At 65.6% G+C, this 20,478-nt stretch carries 19 protein-coding genes and 1 pseudogene; all 20 read right to left on the bottom strand.

What is annotated here, in order from left to right:
* Positions 1 to 125: 125 nt before the first annotated feature.
* On the bottom strand, positions 126 to 581 hold the full coding sequence (locus tag ACVCNR_RS19575) for a transposase (protein ID WP_447076151.1): 456 nt from the start codon (positions 579 to 581) through the stop codon (positions 126 to 128).
* A 360-nt stretch (positions 582 to 941) separates the two neighbouring features.
* Positions 942 to 1,691, bottom strand: coding sequence for an ABC transporter ATP-binding protein (locus ACVCNR_RS19580; RefSeq protein ID WP_447076152.1), 750 nt, complete (start codon positions 1,689 to 1,691; stop codon positions 942 to 944).
* Entirely contained in the window at positions 1,688 to 2,521 is an 834-nt protein-coding gene (locus tag ACVCNR_RS19585; RefSeq protein ID WP_447076153.1) for an ABC transporter ATP-binding protein, read from the bottom strand. Before ACVCNR_RS19585 ends, ACVCNR_RS19580 begins: the two co-directional genes overlap by 4 nt.
* Positions 2,518 to 3,435 (bottom strand): nickel transporter permease, encoded by a 918-nt coding sequence (gene nikC, locus ACVCNR_RS19590; protein WP_447076154.1) that lies wholly within the window; start codon positions 3,433 to 3,435, stop codon positions 2,518 to 2,520. The genes ACVCNR_RS19585 and nikC overlap by 4 nt, the downstream gene beginning before the upstream one ends.
* A 5-nt stretch (positions 3,436 to 3,440) precedes the next feature.
* A complete protein-coding gene (locus tag ACVCNR_RS19595; RefSeq protein WP_447076155.1) occupies positions 3,441 to 4,484 on the bottom strand; it encodes an ABC transporter permease in 1,044 nt (347 codons plus the stop codon).
* A gap of 39 nt (positions 4,485 to 4,523) precedes the next feature.
* Entirely contained in the window at positions 4,524 to 6,167 is a 1,644-nt protein-coding gene (locus tag ACVCNR_RS19600) for an ABC transporter substrate-binding protein (protein ID WP_447076666.1), read from the bottom strand.
* Positions 6,168 to 6,428: 261 nt separating this feature from the next.
* Positions 6,429 to 7,694: pseudogene (locus ACVCNR_RS19605) on the bottom strand (malic enzyme-like NAD(P)-binding protein); the annotation flags it as partial.
* Positions 7,695 to 7,799: 105 nt separating this feature from the next.
* Positions 7,800 to 8,813 carry an NAD(P)-dependent oxidoreductase gene (locus ACVCNR_RS19610; RefSeq protein ID WP_447076156.1) on the bottom strand — a complete coding sequence of 338 codons (1,014 nt, stop codon included), beginning with the start codon at positions 8,811 to 8,813 and terminating at the stop codon, positions 7,800 to 7,802.
* A gap of 61 nt (positions 8,814 to 8,874) precedes the next feature.
* Positions 8,875 to 9,249 (bottom strand): RidA family protein, encoded by a 375-nt coding sequence (locus ACVCNR_RS19615; RefSeq protein ID WP_354193736.1) that lies wholly within the window; start codon positions 9,247 to 9,249, stop codon positions 8,875 to 8,877.
* 32 nt (positions 9,250 to 9,281) lie between these two features.
* Positions 9,282 to 9,680 (bottom strand): GlcG/HbpS family heme-binding protein, encoded by a 399-nt coding sequence (locus ACVCNR_RS19620; RefSeq protein ID WP_354193735.1) that lies wholly within the window; start codon positions 9,678 to 9,680, stop codon positions 9,282 to 9,284.
* A 24-nt stretch (positions 9,681 to 9,704) separates the two neighbouring features.
* A complete protein-coding gene (locus ACVCNR_RS19625; protein ID WP_447076157.1) occupies positions 9,705 to 10,670 on the bottom strand; it encodes an ornithine cyclodeaminase family protein in 966 nt (321 codons plus the stop codon).
* A gap of 8 nt (positions 10,671 to 10,678) precedes the next feature.
* A complete protein-coding gene (gene bhcC, locus ACVCNR_RS19630) occupies positions 10,679 to 11,842 on the bottom strand; it encodes a 3-hydroxy-D-aspartate aldolase BhcC (protein WP_447076158.1) in 1,164 nt (387 codons plus the stop codon).
* Positions 11,843 to 11,879: 37 nt separating this feature from the next.
* On the bottom strand, positions 11,880 to 12,854 hold the full coding sequence (bhcB, locus tag ACVCNR_RS19635; RefSeq protein ID WP_447076159.1) for a beta-hydroxyaspartate dehydratase BhcB: 975 nt from the start codon (positions 12,852 to 12,854) through the stop codon (positions 11,880 to 11,882).
* 3 nt (positions 12,855 to 12,857) lie between these two features.
* On the bottom strand, positions 12,858 to 14,030 hold the full coding sequence (locus tag ACVCNR_RS19640) for a pyridoxal-phosphate-dependent aminotransferase family protein (protein WP_447076160.1): 1,173 nt from the start codon (positions 14,028 to 14,030) through the stop codon (positions 12,858 to 12,860).
* Positions 14,031 to 14,131: 101 nt separating this feature from the next.
* Complete coding sequence (locus tag ACVCNR_RS19645; RefSeq protein ID WP_447076161.1) at positions 14,132 to 14,875, bottom strand: hypothetical protein; 744 nt, start codon at positions 14,873 to 14,875, stop codon at positions 14,132 to 14,134.
* Between the two features lies 1 nt (position 14,876).
* On the bottom strand, positions 14,877 to 16,277 hold the full coding sequence (locus ACVCNR_RS19650) for an amidase (RefSeq protein ID WP_447076162.1): 1,401 nt from the start codon (positions 16,275 to 16,277) through the stop codon (positions 14,877 to 14,879).
* Position 16,278: 1 nt separating this feature from the next.
* Positions 16,279 to 16,677 carry a RidA family protein gene (locus tag ACVCNR_RS19655; RefSeq protein ID WP_354193728.1) on the bottom strand — a complete coding sequence of 133 codons (399 nt, stop codon included), beginning with the start codon at positions 16,675 to 16,677 and terminating at the stop codon, positions 16,279 to 16,281.
* 18 nt (positions 16,678 to 16,695) lie between these two features.
* Positions 16,696 to 18,198 (bottom strand): leucyl aminopeptidase family protein, encoded by a 1,503-nt coding sequence (locus ACVCNR_RS19660; RefSeq protein WP_447076163.1) that lies wholly within the window; start codon positions 18,196 to 18,198, stop codon positions 16,696 to 16,698.
* 4 nt (positions 18,199 to 18,202) lie between these two features.
* Positions 18,203 to 19,132 (bottom strand): polysaccharide deacetylase family protein, encoded by a 930-nt coding sequence (locus tag ACVCNR_RS19665; protein WP_447076164.1) that lies wholly within the window; start codon positions 19,130 to 19,132, stop codon positions 18,203 to 18,205.
* 22 nt (positions 19,133 to 19,154) lie between these two features.
* Positions 19,155 to 20,345, bottom strand: a complete 1,191-nt coding sequence (locus ACVCNR_RS19670; protein ID WP_447076165.1) for a urate hydroxylase PuuD — start codon at positions 20,343 to 20,345, stop codon at positions 19,155 to 19,157.
* Between the last annotated feature and the right edge of the window lie 133 nt (positions 20,346 to 20,478).

Below are 20,478 nucleotides of genomic sequence, written 5' to 3' on the forward strand. Positions count from 1 at the left end.
GTGCCCGCATTGCGGACGACATTTCCCGCTTACCGGGCCGAAACCAATAGCTCAATCCGGCCGCGCCCGGTTGGGCAACGGCCGGTTATTGATCCGGTCGAGCCGGATCGATCAGGTCAACCCGTTCAGGCGAGCCCCAGCTTCTTTTTCAGCTCCGCATTTTCCTTGCGAAGACGCTCGGCAAGCTGCTTCTTCAGCCGCTCGTTTTCCTGCTCCAGCGCCAACAGGTCCTTCAGGTGACCGCCTGTGGCGGCAGCCGGTGCTGCTGCCGACCTCTTCCACTGGTAATAGGTCTGCTCCGAAATGCCGGCTTGCTTGACCGCATTGCGGGTGCTCGTGCCACGGCTGATCGATTTATCGATCTCGCCGAGCTTCTGGGTGCGCTCCTTGTCAGAATAGACCTTGCGGGTCTTGCGCGCCTTCGCGGGCTCCACGGCCGGCGCCGGTGCCGCTTTCTTGGCGGCGCGCTTGACCGCAGGTTGCGATTTCTGGGCCTTGGGAGCAGCCTTCTTGCGGGGGGCTCTCTTCTTGGCCGGAGAAGGTGCCGGCGCTGGAGAGGCGTCGACGGCGGCGATCTGCACTGATTCAGTGTCCTGAGGGTCGTCCATTAGATGCTCCACGGGTTCAGAAATCTTTCACAGCATCAATGACCTCAAATATGGAGTCAACAGATGCTCAATTTGCAGACGAACATAAATCAACGAAAATCAGGTTAACGATGGTGAGACACAATAGTTTTGAATGAAGTTCGCGCGCCTGCAGTCCGATCCTCTCGACAGCGGCAGCAACAACATTACCCGGCGTCACCGCACCGCCTGCATGCCTATTTGCAGGACGCGCAAAGCTCTAAGGTGCGCTATGATCTTTCAGCTTCGCTCCTCGCGCTTTATTGATTTTACGTATGTTGCTGGAAACCGGTTCCCGCTTTCTGGCGACCTGTTTCAGGCGCTGCGGCGGAAACCTTCGCTGGCTATGAGCAGGTTGCGCGTATAGTCCTGCCCGACATTGCGGCCGGCAAGGTCGGCACTGGTCAGAAGCTCAACTTCGCTTCCGTTTTGCATCACCATCAGGCGGTCGCACATATGGGTGACGACGGCGAGATCGTGGCTGACCATGACGAAGGTGAGCTTGCGGGCGGCGCGCACCTCCTCCAGCAGGTTCAGCACCTCGGCCTGCACCGAGGCGTCGAGCGCCGAGGTCGGCTCATCGAGCAGCAGGATCGATGGTTCGAGGATCAGCGCGCGGGCAATGGCGACGCGCTGGCGCTGGCCGCCGGAAAGCTGGTGCGAATAGCGGAAGCGGAAGCCGGACCCCAGCCCTACCTCGTCCAGCGCCCGTACGATGCGGCGCTCGGTGTCGGCAAAGCCGTGGATGGCCAGCGGTTCGAGCAGCAGGCGATCGACCGTCTGGCGCGGATGCAGCGAACCGTAAGGATCTTGGAACACCATCTGCACCTGCCGGTAGAACGCCTTGCTGCGCTTGGTGTCGAGCCTCTGGCCGTTGACCTCGATGGTGCCGCCGGCAATCGGCGCAAGGCCGGCGACGGCGCGCAGCAGTGTCGACTTGCCGGAGCCGGACTCGCCCACCAGTCCGAAGGATTCCCCCGGCGCCACGGTGAGGCTTACATCGTTCAGCGCGACGAAATCCTCGAAGGTGACGCGCAGCCTGTCGATGGCGAGTGCCGGGGTCATAGCGCCCACTCCGGCTTGCGGTCGAGAACGGGAAGCGGATGGCGGTCGGCGCCGATGCGCGGCATGCAGTTGAGCAGGCCCTGCGTGTAGGGATGTTTCGCGTGCGCCAGCTCGCCGGCCGGCAGTTCCTCCACGATCCGGCCCGCATACATGACGATGACGCGGTCGCAGAAGGACGACACCAGCCTGAGATCGTGCGAAATGAAGATCAGCCCCATGCCGCGCTCCGCGACCAGCCGGTTGAGGATGCCCAGCACATCGAGCTGCACGGTCACGTCCAGCGCCGAGGTCGGCTCGTCGGCGATCAGCAGTTCGGGGTCCGCCACCAGCATCATGGCGATCATGGCGCGCTGGCCCATGCCGCCGGACACCTCGTGCGGATAGAGATCGAAGACGCGCTCGGGGTCGCGGATCTGCACGGCGGCCAGCATGTCGAGCGCCCGCTTGCGCGCTTCGGCGCCGGAGACCTTCTCATGCGCGCGCAATGTCTCGACAATCTGGCGGCCGATGGTCATCACCGGGTTCAGCGAATATTTGGGGTCCTGCAGGACCATGGCGATGCGGTTGCCGCGCAGCGCCCGCCGTTGGGCCTTTGATGCCTTGAGCAGGTCGATGCCGCTGAATTCCAGCTTCTTCGCCGTGATCTGCCCATGCTCGGGCGTCAGCCCCATGATGGCGCGGCCGGTCTGCGACTTGCCAGAACCGCTCTCACCCACGATGCCTAGCCGCTCGCGTCCCAGCGTGAACGAGACGCCGCGCACCGCCTCCACAACGCCGGTGCGCGTGGGGAAGGAAACGCGCAGGTCCTCGACTTCGAGAAGCGTGCTCATTGGCCGCTTCCCCGCGGGTCGAGCGCATCGCGCAGGCCGTCACCCAGCAGGTTGAAGCCGAGGCTGACGATGAGGATGGCGAAGCCGGGCATCGCCGCCACCCACCACTGGTCGAGGATGAAGCGACGGCCCGAGGCGATCATCGCGCCCCATTCGGGCAGCGGCGGCTGCGCACCGAGGCCAAGGAAACCGAGCCCGGCGGCGGTGAGGATGATGCCGGCCATGTCCAGCGTCACACGCACGATGAGCGAGGAGATGCACAAGGGCATGATGTGGCGCAGCACGATGCGCCATGGCGAAGCGCCCATCAGCCGCACCGCCGAAATATAGTCGGAATTGCGCACCGTCAGCGTCTCGGCCCGCGCAATGCGCGCATAGGGCGGCCACGAGGTGATGGCGATGGCGATGATGGCGTTGCCGATGCCGGGGCCGAGCGCGGCGACGAAGGCCAGCGCCAGAACCAGCTTCGGAAAGGCGAGGAAGATGTCGGTGATGCGCATCAGCACCGCATCCACCCAGCCGCCCGCATAGCCGGCGACGGTGCCGACCAGCAGGCCGATGGGCGCGGCGATGATGGCCACCAGCACCACCACCTGCAAGGTGAGGCGCGAACCGTAGATGAGACGCGAGAGGATGTCGCGGCCCTGGTCGTCGGTGCCCAGCCAATGGTCGCCGCCCGGCGGCAGCAGGCGCTTGCCCGCCAGGTCGCCGACATAGGGCGAATGCGGCGCCAGCAGCGGCGCGAAGATCGCCACCAGCACCAGCCCCAGGATGATGAGCATGCCGACGACGGCGAGCCGGTTGGCGGAGAAGCGCCGCCAGGTGACGTAGGCGCGTCCGAGCCTCGCCTGCAGGCGCGACTGCGGCCGGTCGGTCAGCAGCCATTCGCGACGGGTCATTGCGGTCTCGCTCATCCGCGTCAGCTCCTCGTGCGGGGATCGAGCATGCGATAAAGCACGTCGGACAGGAGGTTGATGGCGATGAACACCGAGCCGATGACGATGGTGCCGCCAAGCACCGCGTTCATGTCGGCGTTCTGGAGCGAATTGGTGATGTAGAGCCCAAGGCCGGGCCAGGCGAAGACGGTCTCGGTCAGCACCGAGCCTTCGAGCAGGCCGGCATAGGATAGCGCGATCACAGTCACCAGCGGCACGGCGGCGTTGCGCAGCGCATGGCCCCAGATGATGCGCGTTTCCGACAGGCCCTTGGCGCGGGCGGCGACGATATATTCCTGTTGCAGCTCGTTCAGCATGAAGGAGCGCGTCATGCGGCTGATATAGGCGAGCGAGAAATAGCCGAGCAGGGAGCCCGGCAGGATGATGTGCGAGAAGATATCGCGAAAGGCGGCCCAGTCGCGGGTGATGATCGCGTCGATCAGGTAGAAGCCGGTGACCGGGGTGAAGGTGTATTCATAGACCACGTCGATGCGGCCGGGGCCCGAGGTCCAGCCGAGCCTTGCATAGAACACCAGCAGCGCCAGAAGTCCCAGCCAGAAGATCGGCACCGAATAGCCGATGAGGCCGAGGATGCGCACGATCTGGTCGGCGAGGCTGCCGCGCTTGACCGCCGCCAGCACGCCGAGCGGTATGCCGAAGGCGGCGCCGATGATGGTGCCGACGGTGGCCAGTTCCATGGTCGCCGGGAACACGCGGCGGATGTCGGTCATCACTGGATTGGTGGTCAGCACCGAGGTGCCGAAATCGCCCTGCAGAACGCCTTTCGCGTAGAGGATGAACTGCTGGTAATAGGGCAGGTTGAGGCCCATTTCCTGCCGCACCCGCTCCACCACATGGGCAGGCGCGCGGTCGCCGACGATGGCCAGCACCGGATCGATCGGCACCACCCGGCCGATGAAGAAGGTTACCGCGAGAAGGCCGAGATAGGTGGTGGCGACGATCACCAGGAAGCCGGCGACCGATTTGAAGAGGGCCCAGGCGCGCCGGTTGGCGCGCCTGGCCGGCATTGGTGTCTCAGTGCTGCTCACCGGGCTGACCCTGCCGGATCATTCCTTGGAGACGGGCGCGAGGGGATTGGAGTCGAAGCTCGGCCCCAGCCTGTAGCCCTTGACGTTGCCGCGCACCCCGGCGACCTCGATCTGCTGGAAGATCATGACGAAGGGGCTGGTCTCCAGCGCCTCCTGCTGCAGCTTCTGGTACAGTTCCGCGCGCTTGTCGTTGTCGCGCTCCAGAAGTGCGGCCTGCACCTGCTTGGTCAGCTCCGGAATGTCCCAGGCATTGCGCCATGCCAGCGACTTCACCGCCGCATCGTCGCTGTTGTCCGGATTGGAGGTGAAGGCGTCGGCGTTGGTGTTCGGGTCCCAGTAATCCATGCCCCACTGGCCGATATACATGTCGTGGTTGCGGGCACGGTACTTGGTCAGCGTCTGCTTGCCGTCGCCGGGGATGATCTCGATCTTCACGCCGGCCTGTGCGGCGGTCTGCTGGAAGGATTCGGCGATGCCGGTCACCGGCTGCGTGTTACGCACGTCGAAGGTGACGGAGAAGCCGTCCTTCAGCCCTGCCTTCTCCAGCAGTTCCTTGGCCTTGGCCACGTCGAAGGTGTAGGGGTTGGACTCCAGAGCGCCGAGCACGCCCTTGACCTGATAGGTCTGGTGGATCTCGCCGATGCCCTTGAGCAGGGTAGCGCCGATGGCGTCGTAATCGACCAGATATTTGAACGCCTCGCGGACCTCTGGCTTGGCAAGGTTCTCGTTCTTCTGGTTGAGGCTGATGTAATAGACCGTGCCCTTCGGCGCGCTGGTCGAGGCAAGCTCGGTGTTCTTCTGCACGGCCTCCAGGTCGCCGGGCTCCAGATTGCGGGCGACATCGACGTCGCCGGCCTCGAGCATTAGGCGCTGCGTGGCGCTTTCCTTGACGTGGCGGTAGATGACGCGGGCGAGCGCCGGCTTCTCGCCATAGTAGTTGTCGTTGCGCTCCAGCACGACGAGTTCGTTGGCGCGCCAGTCGCGGATCTTGAACGGACCCGAGCCGGCATAGTTGGTCTTCATCCATGCATAGCCGAAGTCGGTGTCGTATTTGTAGTCGTCGCTCGGCGTGGTGGCCTGCGCATGCTCCATCACCAGCTTCTTGTCGAGCACGGCGCCCACCGTGGCGGTGAGGCAGTTGAGCACGAAGCTCGGCGCATAGGGCTTGTCGACGGTGAAGACGAAGGTGGTATCGTCCACCGCCTTGGCCTTTTCAGCGACATTGTCGCCGGTCAGCCCGAACTGGGTGAGGATGAAGGCCGGGCTCTTGTCGAGCTTGACGACGCGCTCGAACGACCAGGCGACGTCCTCGGCGGTGATCGGATTGCCGGAGGCGAACTTGATGCCCGGCTTTAGCTTGAAGGTGTAAGTCAAGCCGTCGTCGGAGATTTCCCAGCTCTCGGCGATGCCGGGCTTGACCTTGGTGGTGTCGTCGATGTCGAGGCGCACCAGCATGTCATAGGCGTTACCGATGAACTCGGCCGGCGACAGCTCGAAGGATTCGGCCGGGTCGAGCGTGATGGTGTCGTCGATGGCCCAGGCCTGGACCAGCGTGTCGGCCGGTGTCGCTGCCGATGCGGGCGCAAAACCGCCGGCGACGAGCAGCAGCGACATGGCCGCGCCTGCGAACAGCGGACGAAAACGCGTGTTGATTCTTCCCATATTCATTCCAGCTTCCCCGTTTCTGACGAGCTTTCTTCTTGGAACCCGATGCAAGTCGAGGCACTTGAAACTGTAACAAGTGCCATTGCCGAAGTTCAATCACGTTATAGCCGCAAAAGACAGCCCCTGCGTTATCGATCCTGTTGACTCAAGGTCAACCGAAAAACCCACCCTACCTTTCCGGCACGGTGGGCCAGGGACCCAGCATATCGGTTCCGGGAAGCGGAGATCTCAGCCGCCGGCACCGGTGAGCGAGGCGCCGTAGCCCACCAGCGATGCGCGATAGGCCGCCATGTCGGCAATGGGCCGGGTGGCGACGCCGGTGTCCATCGCCGCCTGCGCCACCGCCGACGACACGTCCACGATGAGGCGTGGGTCGAAAGGCTTGGGCAGGATGTAATCCGGCCCGAAGCTCATGCCGCTGGCGCCATAGGCAGCCAGAACGCAGTCCAGCGGCTGCGCCTTGGCGAGTGCAGCGATGGCCTCGGCGCAGGCCCGCTTCATCGGCTCGTTGATCTCGGTTGCCCCGACATCGAGCGCGCCGCGAAAAATGAAGGGGAAGCACAGGACGTTGTTCACCTGATTGGGATAGTCGGAGCGGCCGGTGGCGACGATGGCGTCGCCGCGCACCGCATGCACCGCCTCCGGCCGGATTTCGGGCTCGGGATTGGCCATGGCCATGATCAGCGGGCGCGGCGCCATGGTGGCGATCATTTCGGGCGTGACCGCCCCTGCCGAGGACAGGCCGATGAAGATGTCGGCTCCCTTCAGCGCATCGGCAAGGGTGCGCGCGCCGGTATTGCAGGCATGGGCCTGCTTGTAGCGATCGGGGTTGGCGTCGCGGCCCTTGTAGATGACGCCCTTGCGGTCGCAGGCGACGATGTTGCGCCTGTCGGCGCCGAAGCCGACGAGCAGGTCGAGGCAGGCCAGGGCCGCGGCGCCGGCACCGTTGACGACGATGCGCACCTCGCCGATCGCCTTGCCCACCACCTCCAGCGCGTTGAGCACCGCCGCCATGCACACGATGGCCGTGCCGTGCTGGTCGTCATGGAAGACCGGGATCGCCATGCGCCGGCGCAGCCGCTGTTCGATCTCGAAGCATTCAGGAGCCTTGATGTCTTCCAGGTTGATGCCGCCGAAGGTCGGCTCCAGCGCCTCGACCACGTTGCAGAAGGCGTCGATCTCGGTGGGCGAAACCTCGATGTCGAACACGTCGATGCCGGCGAAGCGCTTGAACAGCGCCGCCTTGCCCTCCATCACCGGCTTGGAGGCCAGCGGCCCGATATTTCCGAGCCCCAGAACCGCCGTGCCGTTGGTGATCACCGCGACGAGGTTGCCGCGCATCGTATAGGCGTGTGCCTGACCGGGGTCAGCCGCGATCTCCTCGCAGGGAATGGCGACGCCGGGGCTGTAGGCAAGCGCCAGATCGCGCTGCGTGGTCATCGGCTTGGTCACCGATATCTGGAACTTCCCCCTCGGCAGCGCCGCGTGATAGGCGAGCGCATCCTGCCGCAACTGATCGTTCATGGACTGGCCTTTCGTGTCGAAACAGGGCGGCGGCGGGCAGGCGCGGGAAGGTCCCACGCATGGTCGCGGCAGCAAAAGCGGATTTTGGTTCGGGTACGGCCGGGTTCAGACGAGACGGTGGAGCAGCGGCCGGTCGTCCTTGAGGCGGCGGATGTTTTCGAATTCGCGCGCCCGTGCCGCAACGTCGTTCGAGGCGACACCGCCGGCAATGTGCGGGCTGAGGATGACGTTCGCCTGCGGGTGCTCGCGGGCAAGGCTGAGCAGCGGGCTATCGAGCGGCGCAGGTTCATAGACGAACCCGTCCGAGGCGACGCCGGCAAGGCGGCCGTCCAGCACCGCCTCGGCCACGTCCGCCTCCTTCAGCACCGTCGAGGCGCCGGTCGAGACGAGGAAGGCGCCGGGCTTCATCCTGTCTATGTAGGCGCGGTCGATGGACTCCCCTGCCCCCGGGCTGTGCGGCGTCAGCAGACACAGGAAATCGCTGCGGGCGCGGATGGTGTCGAGATCGGCATAGGCGATGCCCAGCTCGGCTTCCACCGCCTCGGGCAGGCGGTTCCGCTTGTAGTAGAGCACCTCGCAGCCGAACCCTTGCAGGCGGCGGGCCACGTCGGCGCCGATCTCGCCGAGGCCGACGATGCCGACCGTGGAGTCGGCCAGCGTGCGCATGCCGGTGCGCCCGGTCCAGTTATAGGCGAAATAATTCTCGTCGCATTTGCGCGGCTGAGGCCAATCGCCGGGCTGGAGCATGGCATGGGCGGCCTCGCGATAGGTCTTGGCGAGCGCCAGGACCTGCATCACCACATGCTCGGAAACCAGCGTGCTGACCAGCAGGGGAGAAAAGCACAGCGCCGCTCCCGCCCGCTCGACCGCCGCGACGTCGATGTCGTGCGTGAAGCGGCCGAGCCGCTGGACGAGGCGCAGCTTGCGGCCCGCCTCGACGATGCCGGCGTCGATGACGCCGCTGCGTTCCGTGATCAGCACCTCGGCATCCGCGATGTTGGCCAGGATGCTGTCGCGGCTCGGCGCCTCCAGCATGGTCATGTCGAGGAAATCCGGTGCCGCCTGCATGGCGATCTTCTGATGGCGCGGAGCCCGGTTCGTCAGAAACAGTGCCTTCATCTTCTTTTCCCCAAACGTGACGGGCCGGTGGCCCCATACAGGTCGGCCCGAGGCCAACCGCTCAGGCCATCGCCACCGCGTCGATCTCGATCTGGAAGCCGTGATGCAGCTTGCCGGTGGGCACGAAGACCCGGGCGGGCCGGTGTTCGCCGAAATAGCTGCGGTAGATTTCGTTGACCTTGTCCCAGTTCGACACGCTCTCGGCATAGATCGTCACCTTGACGACCTGGTCCAGCGCCGAGCCGGCGGCTTCCAGCACCGCCTTCAGGTTGGCGAGCACGATTTCGGTCTGGGCGGCGAGGTCGCGCACGACGATCTCGTGATCGTCGTGGCGCACACCCAGAATGCCGGAAACGAAGACCATGCCGTTGGCCTTCACCGCCTGGGAATAGTGGCCGAAGGGGTGTGGCGCGCGATCCGTTTGAATGAGTTCCATGTCGTTCTCCCGCGCGCCGCCCGTCCGTCCGTTTACCTGACGGTTGCCGCCCCGGCTTCGGCCACCTGATGGTCCTGCTGCGGCAGCACGCCGGAAATGCCGACTGCGCCCACCACCTGGCCGCCGGCCACCAGCGGCACGCCGCCCTTGACCGGCGTGGCGCCGGGCAGCGCCAGCATCGCCAGACGCTCGGCGATGCGGTCCTCCATGGGTCCGGTCGGGCCACGGAACATCGCGGCGGTGCGCGCTTTCTCGTACGCGATGCGGGCGGTCGCCGGCGAGGCGCCGTCCATGCGCTCGTAGAGGATCGGATGACCGCCGGCATCGACCACTGACACGCTTATCTTCCAGCCATTGGCTGCCGCCTCCTTCTGGGCGGCCTCGACCACGGCGCGCGCATCTGCCAGTTCGAGCTGCTTGGTTTCGATCATTTCATATCCTCCATATCGTTCGCTTCAAGCCGTCAGGCTTTTTCCCAGTTCCTGTGCGGCGGCGGCCTCCAGCGCGATTTTGGCGACCGCGAGATCCTGCAAGGCCACGCCGGTTCCGTCGAAGACCGTCACCTCGTCATCCGAGGCGCGGCCCAACCGCTCCCCGACGATGACCCTGCCGATTTGGCAGATGGCATCGCGTCGGAGCCGGCCGGCAGCGAAGGCATGCTGTGCTTCGCCAATGCTGATCGACTGCTCCACCTCGTCGGTGAAAACCGAGCCGAGCGCAAGGATTTCCGGATCGAGTTCCTGCTTTCCACGGGTATCTGTGCCCATGCAGGCGATATGCGTGCCGGGCCTGATCCATCCGGCCTCCAGATGCGCGCTGGCGGCCGAGGTGATGGTGATGATGACATCGGCGCTGGCGCACAGTTCCTGCGGTGTTACCGCCCGGAACGGCAGGCCGAGATCGGCGGCGGTGCGCTCCAGGTTGGGCAGCATGTCGGCGTGAAAATTCCAGCCGACGATCTCACGGAATTTCCTCCGGCGCACCGCGGCCTCGAGCTGGAAGCGGGATTGGAAGCCGGCCCCGACGATGCCGAGGACCTCGGTGTCCTGCCTTGCCAGCAGGTCGATGGACAACGCGCTGGCGGCGGCCGTGCGCACGGCGGTCAGCCAGTTGGCGGCCACCGCCGCCAGCGGCTGGCCGGTGTCCGCATCGAACAGGATGATGGTCGACTGGTGGTTGGTCAGGCCGCGTTCTTCGTTTCCGGGCCAGTAGCCCCCGGATTTCAGGCCGAGGATCTTGCCCAGCCGGTCGAAGCCCGACTTGATGCCATAGACCGCGCCGGCATGGCCGAGGTCCTCGCGCACCACCGGAAAATTGCGGGCCTCGCCGCGCGCGATCGAGGCGAACACCTCGCGCACCGCGCCGAAGGCGTTCTCATGGCCGACGAGGGCGCGGGCATCCTGTTCCGAAAGATACAGCATCGGCCCGCTCAATAGGCCTTGCCGCGCGCGCTGACCGGCCACACCAGCTCGACCTTGCCGCCGCGCACGCCGACATACCAGTCGTAGATGTTGCAGGTCGGGTCGCAGTGGCCGGGCACCAGCCGCAGCCTGTCGTTGACCTTCAGTACGCCATCCGGATCGTCGATGACGCCGTGTTCGTCGGAGCACTTCACATAGGTCACGTCGTCACGGCCGAAGACTAGCGGCAGGCCGCTGTCGACCGACTGCGACTTCAGGCCGGCGTCGCATACCGCCTTGCCGGGCTTCGCGTGGCTCATGACGGTGGTGAGGATGAACAGCGCGTTTTCCCACTCGCCCTGGTCGATGCGGCGGCCGTCCTTGTCGAGGATGCGGCCGTAGTCGGCGTCCATGAAGGCGTAGGAGCCGCACTGGAGCTCATTGTAGACGCCCGAGGTTCCCTCGAAATAATAGGAACCGGTGCCGGCCCCGCCGACGATGTCGCAATCGAGGCCGGCCGCCTTCAGCGCGGCGATAACATCCTTCACCAGGGCGATGGCGACGTCGATCTTGGCCTTGCGGTCCTCGTATTTGTCCATGTGCTGCATGGCGCCCTGATAGGCCTGCAGGCCGGAAAATTTCAGGCCGGGCGCGGCGTCGATGGCGCGCGCGATCTCCACCACCGCCTGCGGTGTGGTGACGCCGCAACGCCCCGCGCCGCAATCGACCTCGACGATGCATTCGATGGTGGTGCCGTGCTTCACCGCCGCCGCCGACAGGTCGGCGACATTCGGCAGATGGTCGACGCACACGATGGTGCGCGCGCCGAGGTTCGGCAGCCGCGCCAGCCGGTCGATCTTGGCCGGGTCGGTGACCTCGTTGGAAACGAGGATGTCCTTGATGCCGCCGCGGGCGAAGACCTCCGCCTCCGACACCTTCTGGCAGCAGACGCCGCAGGCGCCGCCCAGCTTCTCCTGAAGTTTCGCCACATCGACGGACTTGTGCATCTTGCCGTGGACGCGGTGGCGCACGCCCATTTCCCTTGCGATGTCCCCCATCTTGACGATGTTGCGCTCCAGCGCATCGAGATCGAGGATCAGGCACGGGGTCTGGATATCGACCTCGTCCATGCCCGGAACGGCGGGGATGTCGTAGCCGACGTCGAGAGTGGCGAAGTCCACATGTGCGTTCATTGAAGGCTCCAGCTTGAAACTGCGGCGATGCCGTTCGTCAGGACCTGCCCCAGGGCAGTCTTTCGAGGTCGACATTGCCTCCGGTTACGATCACCCCGACCCGCTTGCCGCGGAATATGTCGGGGTTCCTGAGAATGGCGGCGAGCGGCACCGCGCTCGACGGCTCGATGACGATCTTCATGCGCTTCCACACGAGCTGCATGGCGGCGACGATCTCGTCCTCGCCGGCGCTGAGGATATCGGTGACGTGGTTCTTCACGAAATGCCAGGTCAGCTCCTTGAGCGGAACCTTGAGCCCGTCGGCCACCGTCTCGGGCGAGTCGTCGGCAATGATGTGGCCGGCGCGGAAGGAGCGCGCGGCATCGTCGGCCTGCTCCGGCTCGCCGGCATAGATGCGGATGCCGGGCGCTATGGCGGACAGAGTCAGGCAGGTGCCCGACACCATGCCACCGCCGCCGATGGGCGCGATCACCGCATCCAGCCCCTCGACCTGCTCGACCAGCTCGCGCGAGCAGGTGCCCTGCCCGGCGATGACGCGCGGATCGTTGTAGGGGTGGACGAATTCCGCCCCGGTCTCGGCCACGACCTCGGCAAACACCGCCTCGCGGCTGGAGGTCGAGGCCTCGCATTCGACCACGCGGCCGCCATAGCCCTTCACCGCATCCTTCTTGGCCTCCGGCGCGGTGCGCGGCATGACCACGGTGCAGGGAATGCCGCGCCGGCCTGCTGCATAGGAAAGCGACAGGCCGTGATTGCCGGAGGAATGGGTGGCGACGCCCTTCCCTGCCTGTTCGGCAGAGAGACCGAACACCGCATTGGAGGCCCCGCGCGCCTTGAACGCCCCGGCCTTCTGGAAGTTCTCGCATTTGAAGAACAGGCTGGCGCCGGTAAGCGCGTCCAGATAGGCGCTGGTGAGAACCGGCGTGCGATGCACGAACGGGGCGATCCGTTCGTGCGCCGCGACGACGTCGGCATAGGTGGGCAGAGCCGGGGAAGAAACGGGAGAATTCATCGCCTAGGCCGCACTGGTTTCCGCAAGATAGCGCATGGCGGTGTCGACGCCCCCCTTCTGGTGCGGAACGCCGGCAAGCTCGAAGCCCATTTCACACCCGGCCAGCGTACCCATCAAGGTCAGCTCGTTGATGTCGCCCAGATGGCCGATGCGGAACACCTTGTCGGCGACCTTGGACAGGCCCGAGCCCAGCGACATGTTGAAGTTCTCCAGCACCTTGCGCCGGTAGGCGTCGGCGCTGTGGCCCTCGGGCATCACCACCGTGGTCAGCACCGGCGAGAAATGGCGCGGCGACTGGCACAGGTTCTCCATGCCCCAGGACTGGACCGCCCGGCGGGTGGCCTCGGCCAGCCGCTCATGGCGGGCGAAGACATTGTCGAGGCCCTCGGCCAGCAGCATGTCGATCGCCTTGTCGAGGCCGAACAGGAGATTGGTCGCTGGCGTGTAGGGGAAATAGCCGGTCTTGTTGATGGCGATCATCTCGGCCCAGTCCCAGTAGGAACGGCGGATGCCGGATGTCTTGGAAGCAGCCAGCGCCTTCGGCCCCACGGCGTTAAAAGACAGGCCGGGCGGCAGCATCAGGCCCTTCTGGGAACCGGCCACCACGACGTCGATGCCCCATTCGTCCATGCGCAGGTCGGCGGAGCCCAGCCCGGAAATCGTATCGACCATGAGCAGCGCCGGATGGCCGGCGGCGTCGATGGCGTCGCGCACTTCCTTGATGCGCGTGGTCGAGCCGGTTGAGGTCTCGTTGTGGACCACGCACACCGCCTTGATCTCGTGGCCGGTGTCCTTGCGCAGCTCCGCCTCGATGACGTTGGGGTCGACGCCGCCGCGCCAGTTTTCACCGACGGTGATCGGCACCAGCCCGATGCGGGTGGCGAGCTTGGACCAGAGCGAGGCGAAATGGCCGGTCTCGTAGGTCATGATCTTGTCGCCCGGCGACAGCGCGTTGCAGAGCGCCGCCTCCCAGGCGCCGGTGCCCGACGACGGGTAGATGATGACGTCGTACCGGGTCTTGAAGATCTGCTTGACCTTCGACAGCACCCTGGCTCCCAACTCGCCGAATTCCGGACTGCGGTGGTCGATGACCTGTTGCGCGGTCGCGGCCAGAACAGGTTCGGGCACCGGCGAGGGCCCGGGGATCTGCAGGAAATGGCGGCCAGCTTTCGTCACTTTTCTCTCCCGACGGACATAGTGGATACCGGCACTATTCCGGCATCGGATTGACAAATCCATTGAATTAATCTTGGTAACTATTATCGAATTCGAAATTATCAGAGGACGGTCAGGCAAACGTCGCCATAATCCGCGAAAGTTGCCACGAAGCGCTGTGGATCGCGGATTTCGACGATCCCGCAATAGCTTCCGGTGATGATCACATCGCCGCGTTTCAGCCCGCCGCGCTGGCGCGCGACGTGGTTGACGGTCCAGCAGAACAGGTCGAACGGCGCCCCGAACGGATGGGCGACCTCATCGAAGGCCCCGCCCTGCCCGGAGCCGATGGCGAGACGGACCTGGCCGGGATCCTGTCCGGTCCAAGGCACCGGCTTGCCGACCACCATGGCGCCATTGGCCTGCAAATCCGCCAGCTTCCACAGCGGGTCCTGCGCCGCAGGCGGCTCAAGCCGGGTCTCGAGGATTTCCAGCGCCGGCACGATGGCATCGACAAGCGCCGCGCATTCGGCCCTGTCTAGGACGGCAGCCGAAGGCGGCACGTCGCGCCCGAGCCGGAAGCCCAGCTCGGCCTCCACCTGCGCCACGCCGTGGAAGCGGGCATAGTCGCCGCCGCTGTTCAGAAACCGGCTGGCCGGGACCGGCGCGCAATAGGGCTCGGGGTCGGTCTTCGCCCGCCCCACCTTCCAGCCGCAGGCGCCGCCCAGCGCCACAATCATCCGGTCCTGCACCTGATAGGCTTCGCCACGCGTGCCGGGACCGGACATGGCCGGCTGCGTTTTCGTTCCTTGCCGGAACTGTGCGACCAGAAGGTCGGCGGCGGCATCGGCGGAAAATGCATTCATGTCACAACTCCGGCCATGCATAGGGTTCGAACGCCTTCTCATAGGCCTCGGCCATGGAGACCAGCAAAAGGTCGGACCGGAAGGGACCGACGAGTTGGCAGCCGATGGGCAGGCCGGAGGCGGACGGCGCCGTGGGCAGGTTGATCGCCGGCAGGCCGCCGGCATTGACGAAGGGCGTGAACACGGCATGGCCGCGCGGCCCGGCGGCGACGCCGTCGATGGTTTGCGGATGGCTTTCGGCCTTCGGCCAGGGCAGCGCGGCGACCGAGGGCGTGAGGATGAAATCGTAGCGCTCGAAAAGGAGTCTGAGGTCGTTGCGGAACTCCTGCACGTCGGCCAGAAGCTGGAGATAGGCGCCCGCCCCCGCCTTGCGCCCGGCCTCCACCATCGGCAGCAGCGAGGGGGTCAGGAGGCCGGTGTCGAGCGAGCGGCTGTCCACCAGCCAGGCTAGGCCGGCCGGGCCGATCAGGTTCCAGATCGCGTTCAGCCGGTCGACGTCGAAGGGCACCTCGCCCATCTCGATGTTGTGCCCCATGCCTTCGAGCAGCTTTGCCGCGCCGGCGACGCTTTCCCGGATGTCGGGATCGACGGGGAAATCGCCGAAGGCCGGCACGTAGAGGATGCGGCACCGATGTCCGTTCTTCGGGGCGGCGCTGCGCTCCTCGTCGGAGAAGGCGAAGGAGGCACGGTCGGCCGGGTGGCGGTGCGCCGCCAGCGACAGCACGGCGCGCAGGTCGCCGGCCGAACGGGCGATGACACCCATCGTCTCGAAATCGCCCAGCAGGGGCGGCAGACCGTCGGCGCGGCCGACGAAGCCGGGGCTGGGCTTCAGCCCGTAAAGGCCGGTATGGGCGCAGGGACGGCGGATGGAGCCGCCGCCGTCGGTGGCCATGGCGGCCACGCCCATGCCGCTGGCGACCGCCGCCACCGCGCCGCCGCTCGAACCGCCGGGCGTCAGGCGCGGAGCCCACGGATTGCCGGTGGCGCCGAAGACGAGATTGTCGGTGAAGCCCTGCAAGGTGAATTCCGGCACGTTGGTCTTGCCCAGGATGCCGATGCCTGCGCCGCGCAGATGGGCGATCGGCGACTCGTCACGCTCGGGCACGTAATCGGCATGGGTGCGGCTGCCCCAGGTGCAGCGCAGGCCGCGGACGGGGATGTTGTCCTTGACGGTGATGAACACGCCGTCGAGGGCGCTGCGCGGGGTCCGGTCCTTCCACCTTTGCGTGCTCTGGCGGGCAACCTGGCGCGCTTCCTCCTCGTTTTCGGTGACGATCGCGTTAAGGACCGGATTGATCGCCGCGATCCGCACCAGGGTGCTGTCGAGAACGTCTTCGGGCGTGAACAACCCCTTGCGGTATCCCGCGACCGTTTCCGCGATGCCCAGGCGCCACAGATGCATCTCAGCTCACTTTCGGATTGTCGATATAGGCGATGACGTCGAACTCGACGAGCAGTTCGGGAATGCCGAAGGTGCCGGTGACGGTGGCGCGCGAAGGCAGGCAATCGCCGAAGAAGAACTTCTTGTAGGCGTTGTTCATGCCCTGGAAGTAGCGCATGTCGGACAGGTAGATCATGACGCGCGCGACATCGTCGATGGTGCCGCCGGCGGCTTCCAGAAGGTGGGTGAGGTTGGTCAGCGCCTGCACCGTCTGGGCCTCGATGTCGCCCACGCCCACCACCTTGCCTTCCACGTCGAGCGCGACGGTGGCGGTGTAGAAATGATTGCCGGCAAGGGTGGCCTGCGAATGCGGGTTCGGCGAGGTGAGTACCTTGGGCGAATAGACGATTTGCTTGCCCATATCGAATTCCTTTCGTGGTTACGATTCCGGATTTGGTTGTTGGGAGACCGCCTCGGCTTCGAGGTCGAGGATGAGCTGGGCGAGAACCCGCGAACCGCTGCCTGTCGGTCCTTGCGGCATCAGCGCGCCGTCCTGCCGGTTCCAGCAGGTGTTGTAGAGGTCGAGATGCAGCCAGGGATGCTCGCCCACGAAATGGGAGAGGAAGGCGGCCGCCACCGGCGTGCTGCCGTTCTGCCCGGTGGTGGAGAAGTTGCGCAGGTCGGCGACCGGGCTTTTCAGGAAGGCTCGGTACTCAGGCCATAGCGGCAGCCGCCAAACCTTTTCGCCCGCCTGTCGGTCGGCCTGTTCCAGCCGGCCGAACCAGCGGTCATCATTGGCGAAGGTGCCAATGCCGAGCGGCCCGAAGATGCCGAGCGAGGCTCCGGTGAGCGTGGCAAGGTCGATGACGGCAGCCGGCTGCAACCCGGCGGCATAGTGCAGCGCATCGGCCAGGATCAGCCGTCCCTCGGCGTCGGTGTTGATGATCTCGACCGTGGCCCCGCTGGCCATGCGGATCACGTCGCTGGGGCGCATGGCGTCGGGACCGGGCATGTTCTCGACCACGGCGAAGACGGCCGTGACGGGAAAGCGCGGCTGCAATTCGGCGATCATGGCCATGGCGCCGAACACCGCCGCCCCGCCGCCCATGTCGGCCTTCATGTGGTCCATGTCCTCTGCCTTCTTCAGCGAAATGCCGCCGCTGTCGAAGGTCACCGTCTTGCCGACCAGCACCAGCGGCTTCGCCGCACCGACTATGCCGGCCGGCTGCCAGTCCATGCGGATCAGGAACGGTTCGTGGCGGCTGCCGGCGGCGACCGTCATGAGGCCGGCCATGCCGGCGGCTTCCAGTTCCTTGCGTCCCATGACCGTGAGGCCGAAGCCGGCTTTTTCCGCGAGCACCCGGCAGAGTTCGACGAAAACGGGCGGGGTCAGGATGTTGGCCGGTTCGGTGGCGAGGTCACGCGCCGAAAGTGCTGCCAGGCTGGTCAGCCAGCCGGCGCGCAGCCCGTCCGCAACCGGACCATCGGGATCTGTTGCGGCGAAGTCGATGTCCTCGATGTGCGGGCGCACGTCACGGGCCGGGCCTGCCGAGCGGAATCGGTGGTTGGCCGAGAACACCCCTTCCGCGATCGCCTGTGCAGCGGATCCATCGAGGGCGGGCAGGACGATGGTGCAGGCCGCATGGCCATGCGCCCGCATCAGGGCGACGGCTTCCGCCGCGCGCTGACGCAAAATCTGCACATCGGCATCTCCCAGTCCGACGACCACAAGCGGATACTCCCCGTCATCGCCGGCGACGGTCGCCGGCCCCGGCCCCGCCCCGGCGCTCGCAAGGCCGGCGGCGCGCAGCCGCCGCACCGCCTCGTCCAGCCAGGCAAGTCCGAAGGCCGCGTCCTGTCCGACGCTCGCAAAGGCGAGGACCGGGCGCGCGGAAGGCAGTCCGGACAGCGGCCGGACAGAAGGAAGACCGGGCAGGTTCATGGTTCTAACCGTTGAATTCCGGCGGAAAATGTCTGCGCCAATGCGCGGCGATGTCGGCGCGCCGCGCCACCCAGACGCGCTCATGCTTGCCGATATGGTCGAGGAAGCGGGCCAGCCCCCGGGCGCGGCCCGGATGCCCCACCATGCGCGGATGCAGGCCGATATTGAGCAGCTTCGGTGCGGTCTCGCCTTCCTCGTAGAGCTGGTCGAAGGCATCCGCCAGCAGGGCGAAGAACTCGTTGGCGGTCTGGATGCCGCGCGGAACCAGCTTGCAATCGTTGGTGACCAGCGAATAGGGCACGATTAGTTGGAGGCGTTCGCCGACTTTCGCCCAATAGGGGAGCTCATCGTTATAAGCATCTGAATCGTAGGAGATTCCTTCCTCCACCAGCAATTCGCGGGTGTTGACGCTCGGCCCATAGCGGCAGCACCAGCCCTCGGGCGCGCGGCCGACCGTGCGCTTCAGGCTTTCGACGGCGAGGCGGATATGGTTGCGCTCTTCCTCGCGGCTCAGCAGCCAGTGCTTTTCCCAGCGGTGGCCGTGGCAGCAGATGTCGGCACCGTTCTCGCGCAGCCGAGCGGCCAGTCCTTCATGGCGCTCCAGCGCCACCGCGCAGGCGAAGGCGGTGAAGGGGAGCTTGCGCTCCTCGAACAGGCGCATGACGCGCCACACACCGACGCGGCTGCCATATTCGTACATGGATTCGGCGGCAAGGTCGCGCCCGCCAATGCCGGTGTCCATGCCCTCGCCTTCGGTCAGCGCGGTGTCGGTCTTGGGATCCCCGTCGAGCGGCGAGTATTCGGAGCCTTCCTCGATGTTCAGCGCGAAATTGACGGCGATGCGCGCCTCGCCCGGCCAGCGGGGGTGCGGCGGGCTCTCGCCATAGCCGACGAAATCCCGTTGCGGACCGGCATTCGACGGATGATCTATCATGGTGCGTCTCCTGCCTCTTGCATCAATGGGTGGGAGCGCCGGCGGCGATCCAGTCGGCGAGCAGCTTACGCTCCTCGTCGGTCATCTCGGTCATGTTGGCCGGCGGCATCACGTCGGTGGAAATCGCCACCTGCCTGATCTGCTGGGCGTGGGTCGCGGCTCTCTCGATGGTATCGATCACCACGCCCTTCGGCGGTTCCTCGAACCCCTCCATGGTTGGCTTGGCGGCATGGCAGGCGGCGCAGCGCATGTCGATGATCGAGGTCACGCGGCCGACATCCACCGCAGCGGCCTGGGCGCCGCCGTTTGCGCTGAGCAGATCGCGCGGTGCCAAAAGCACCATCGCGGCGAGCGCCAGCACAGCGCCGGCGCCGATCCAGCGCGGCTGGGCATTGCCGGCATGCATGGTGTTGAAGAAGTGGCGGATCGCGACCCCCGCCCCGCTGATGAGGATGAAGCCGAGCCAGCCATAGGCGTTGCCGTAGGTAATCGGGAAGTGGGCGGCGATCATGGCGAACACCACCGGCAGCGTGAGATAGTTGTTGTGGTAATTGCGCCGCTTGGCATCGGCCCCGACGTCGAACTTGTCGATGCTGCCGTCCTGCATGGCCTTCAGCATCTTCTTCTGGCCGGGCAGGATGACGAACCAGACATTACCGGCCATGATCGTCGCCATGACGATGCCGGCATGCAGGTAGGCTGCCTTGCCGCTGAAGATGTGGGTGAAGGCCCAGATGGAGACGGAGATGAACAGCGCGATCACCGCCGACAGCACCTTGTCGCTGGGGATGGAGCGGCACAGCACGTCATAGATCACCCAGCCGGCGATGATCGTGGTGATCGAGGCGAACACGGCCGAAACCGGATCGAGCCCGCCGGGGCGGCCCGACACCAGATTGATGCTGGCGCCCCACCAGTAGACGACGGCCAGCAGGCATGCGCCCGAGACCCAAGTGCTCAGGGATTCCCACTTCGACCATTTCAGCTTTTCGGGCACGTAGCCCGGTCCGACGGGATAGCGGCTGTAGTTGTAGATGGCGCCGCCATGGATCGACCAGAGCTGGCCGCTGACACGGTCTACGGGCGGCACCGGCGGTCGGAAGGAGCGGTCTATGCGATTGAAATAAAAGGATGAACCAACCCAGGTAATGGCGGTGATGACATGCAGCCACCGCAGACCGAGATGCAACCATTCGGCAATATACGCTTCCATTATCCTGTCCTTGAATGTCTGGACGCCCGCCGAAACCGGAAGGGGATGGTGGCACTATCCGAATTGGCCACCGATGATGCAAATTCAAAAATCCCATCGATTGATAAAAATCTCGAAACACGCTAAGCCGCTT

The organism is Aquamicrobium terrae (genome assembly GCF_052978165.1).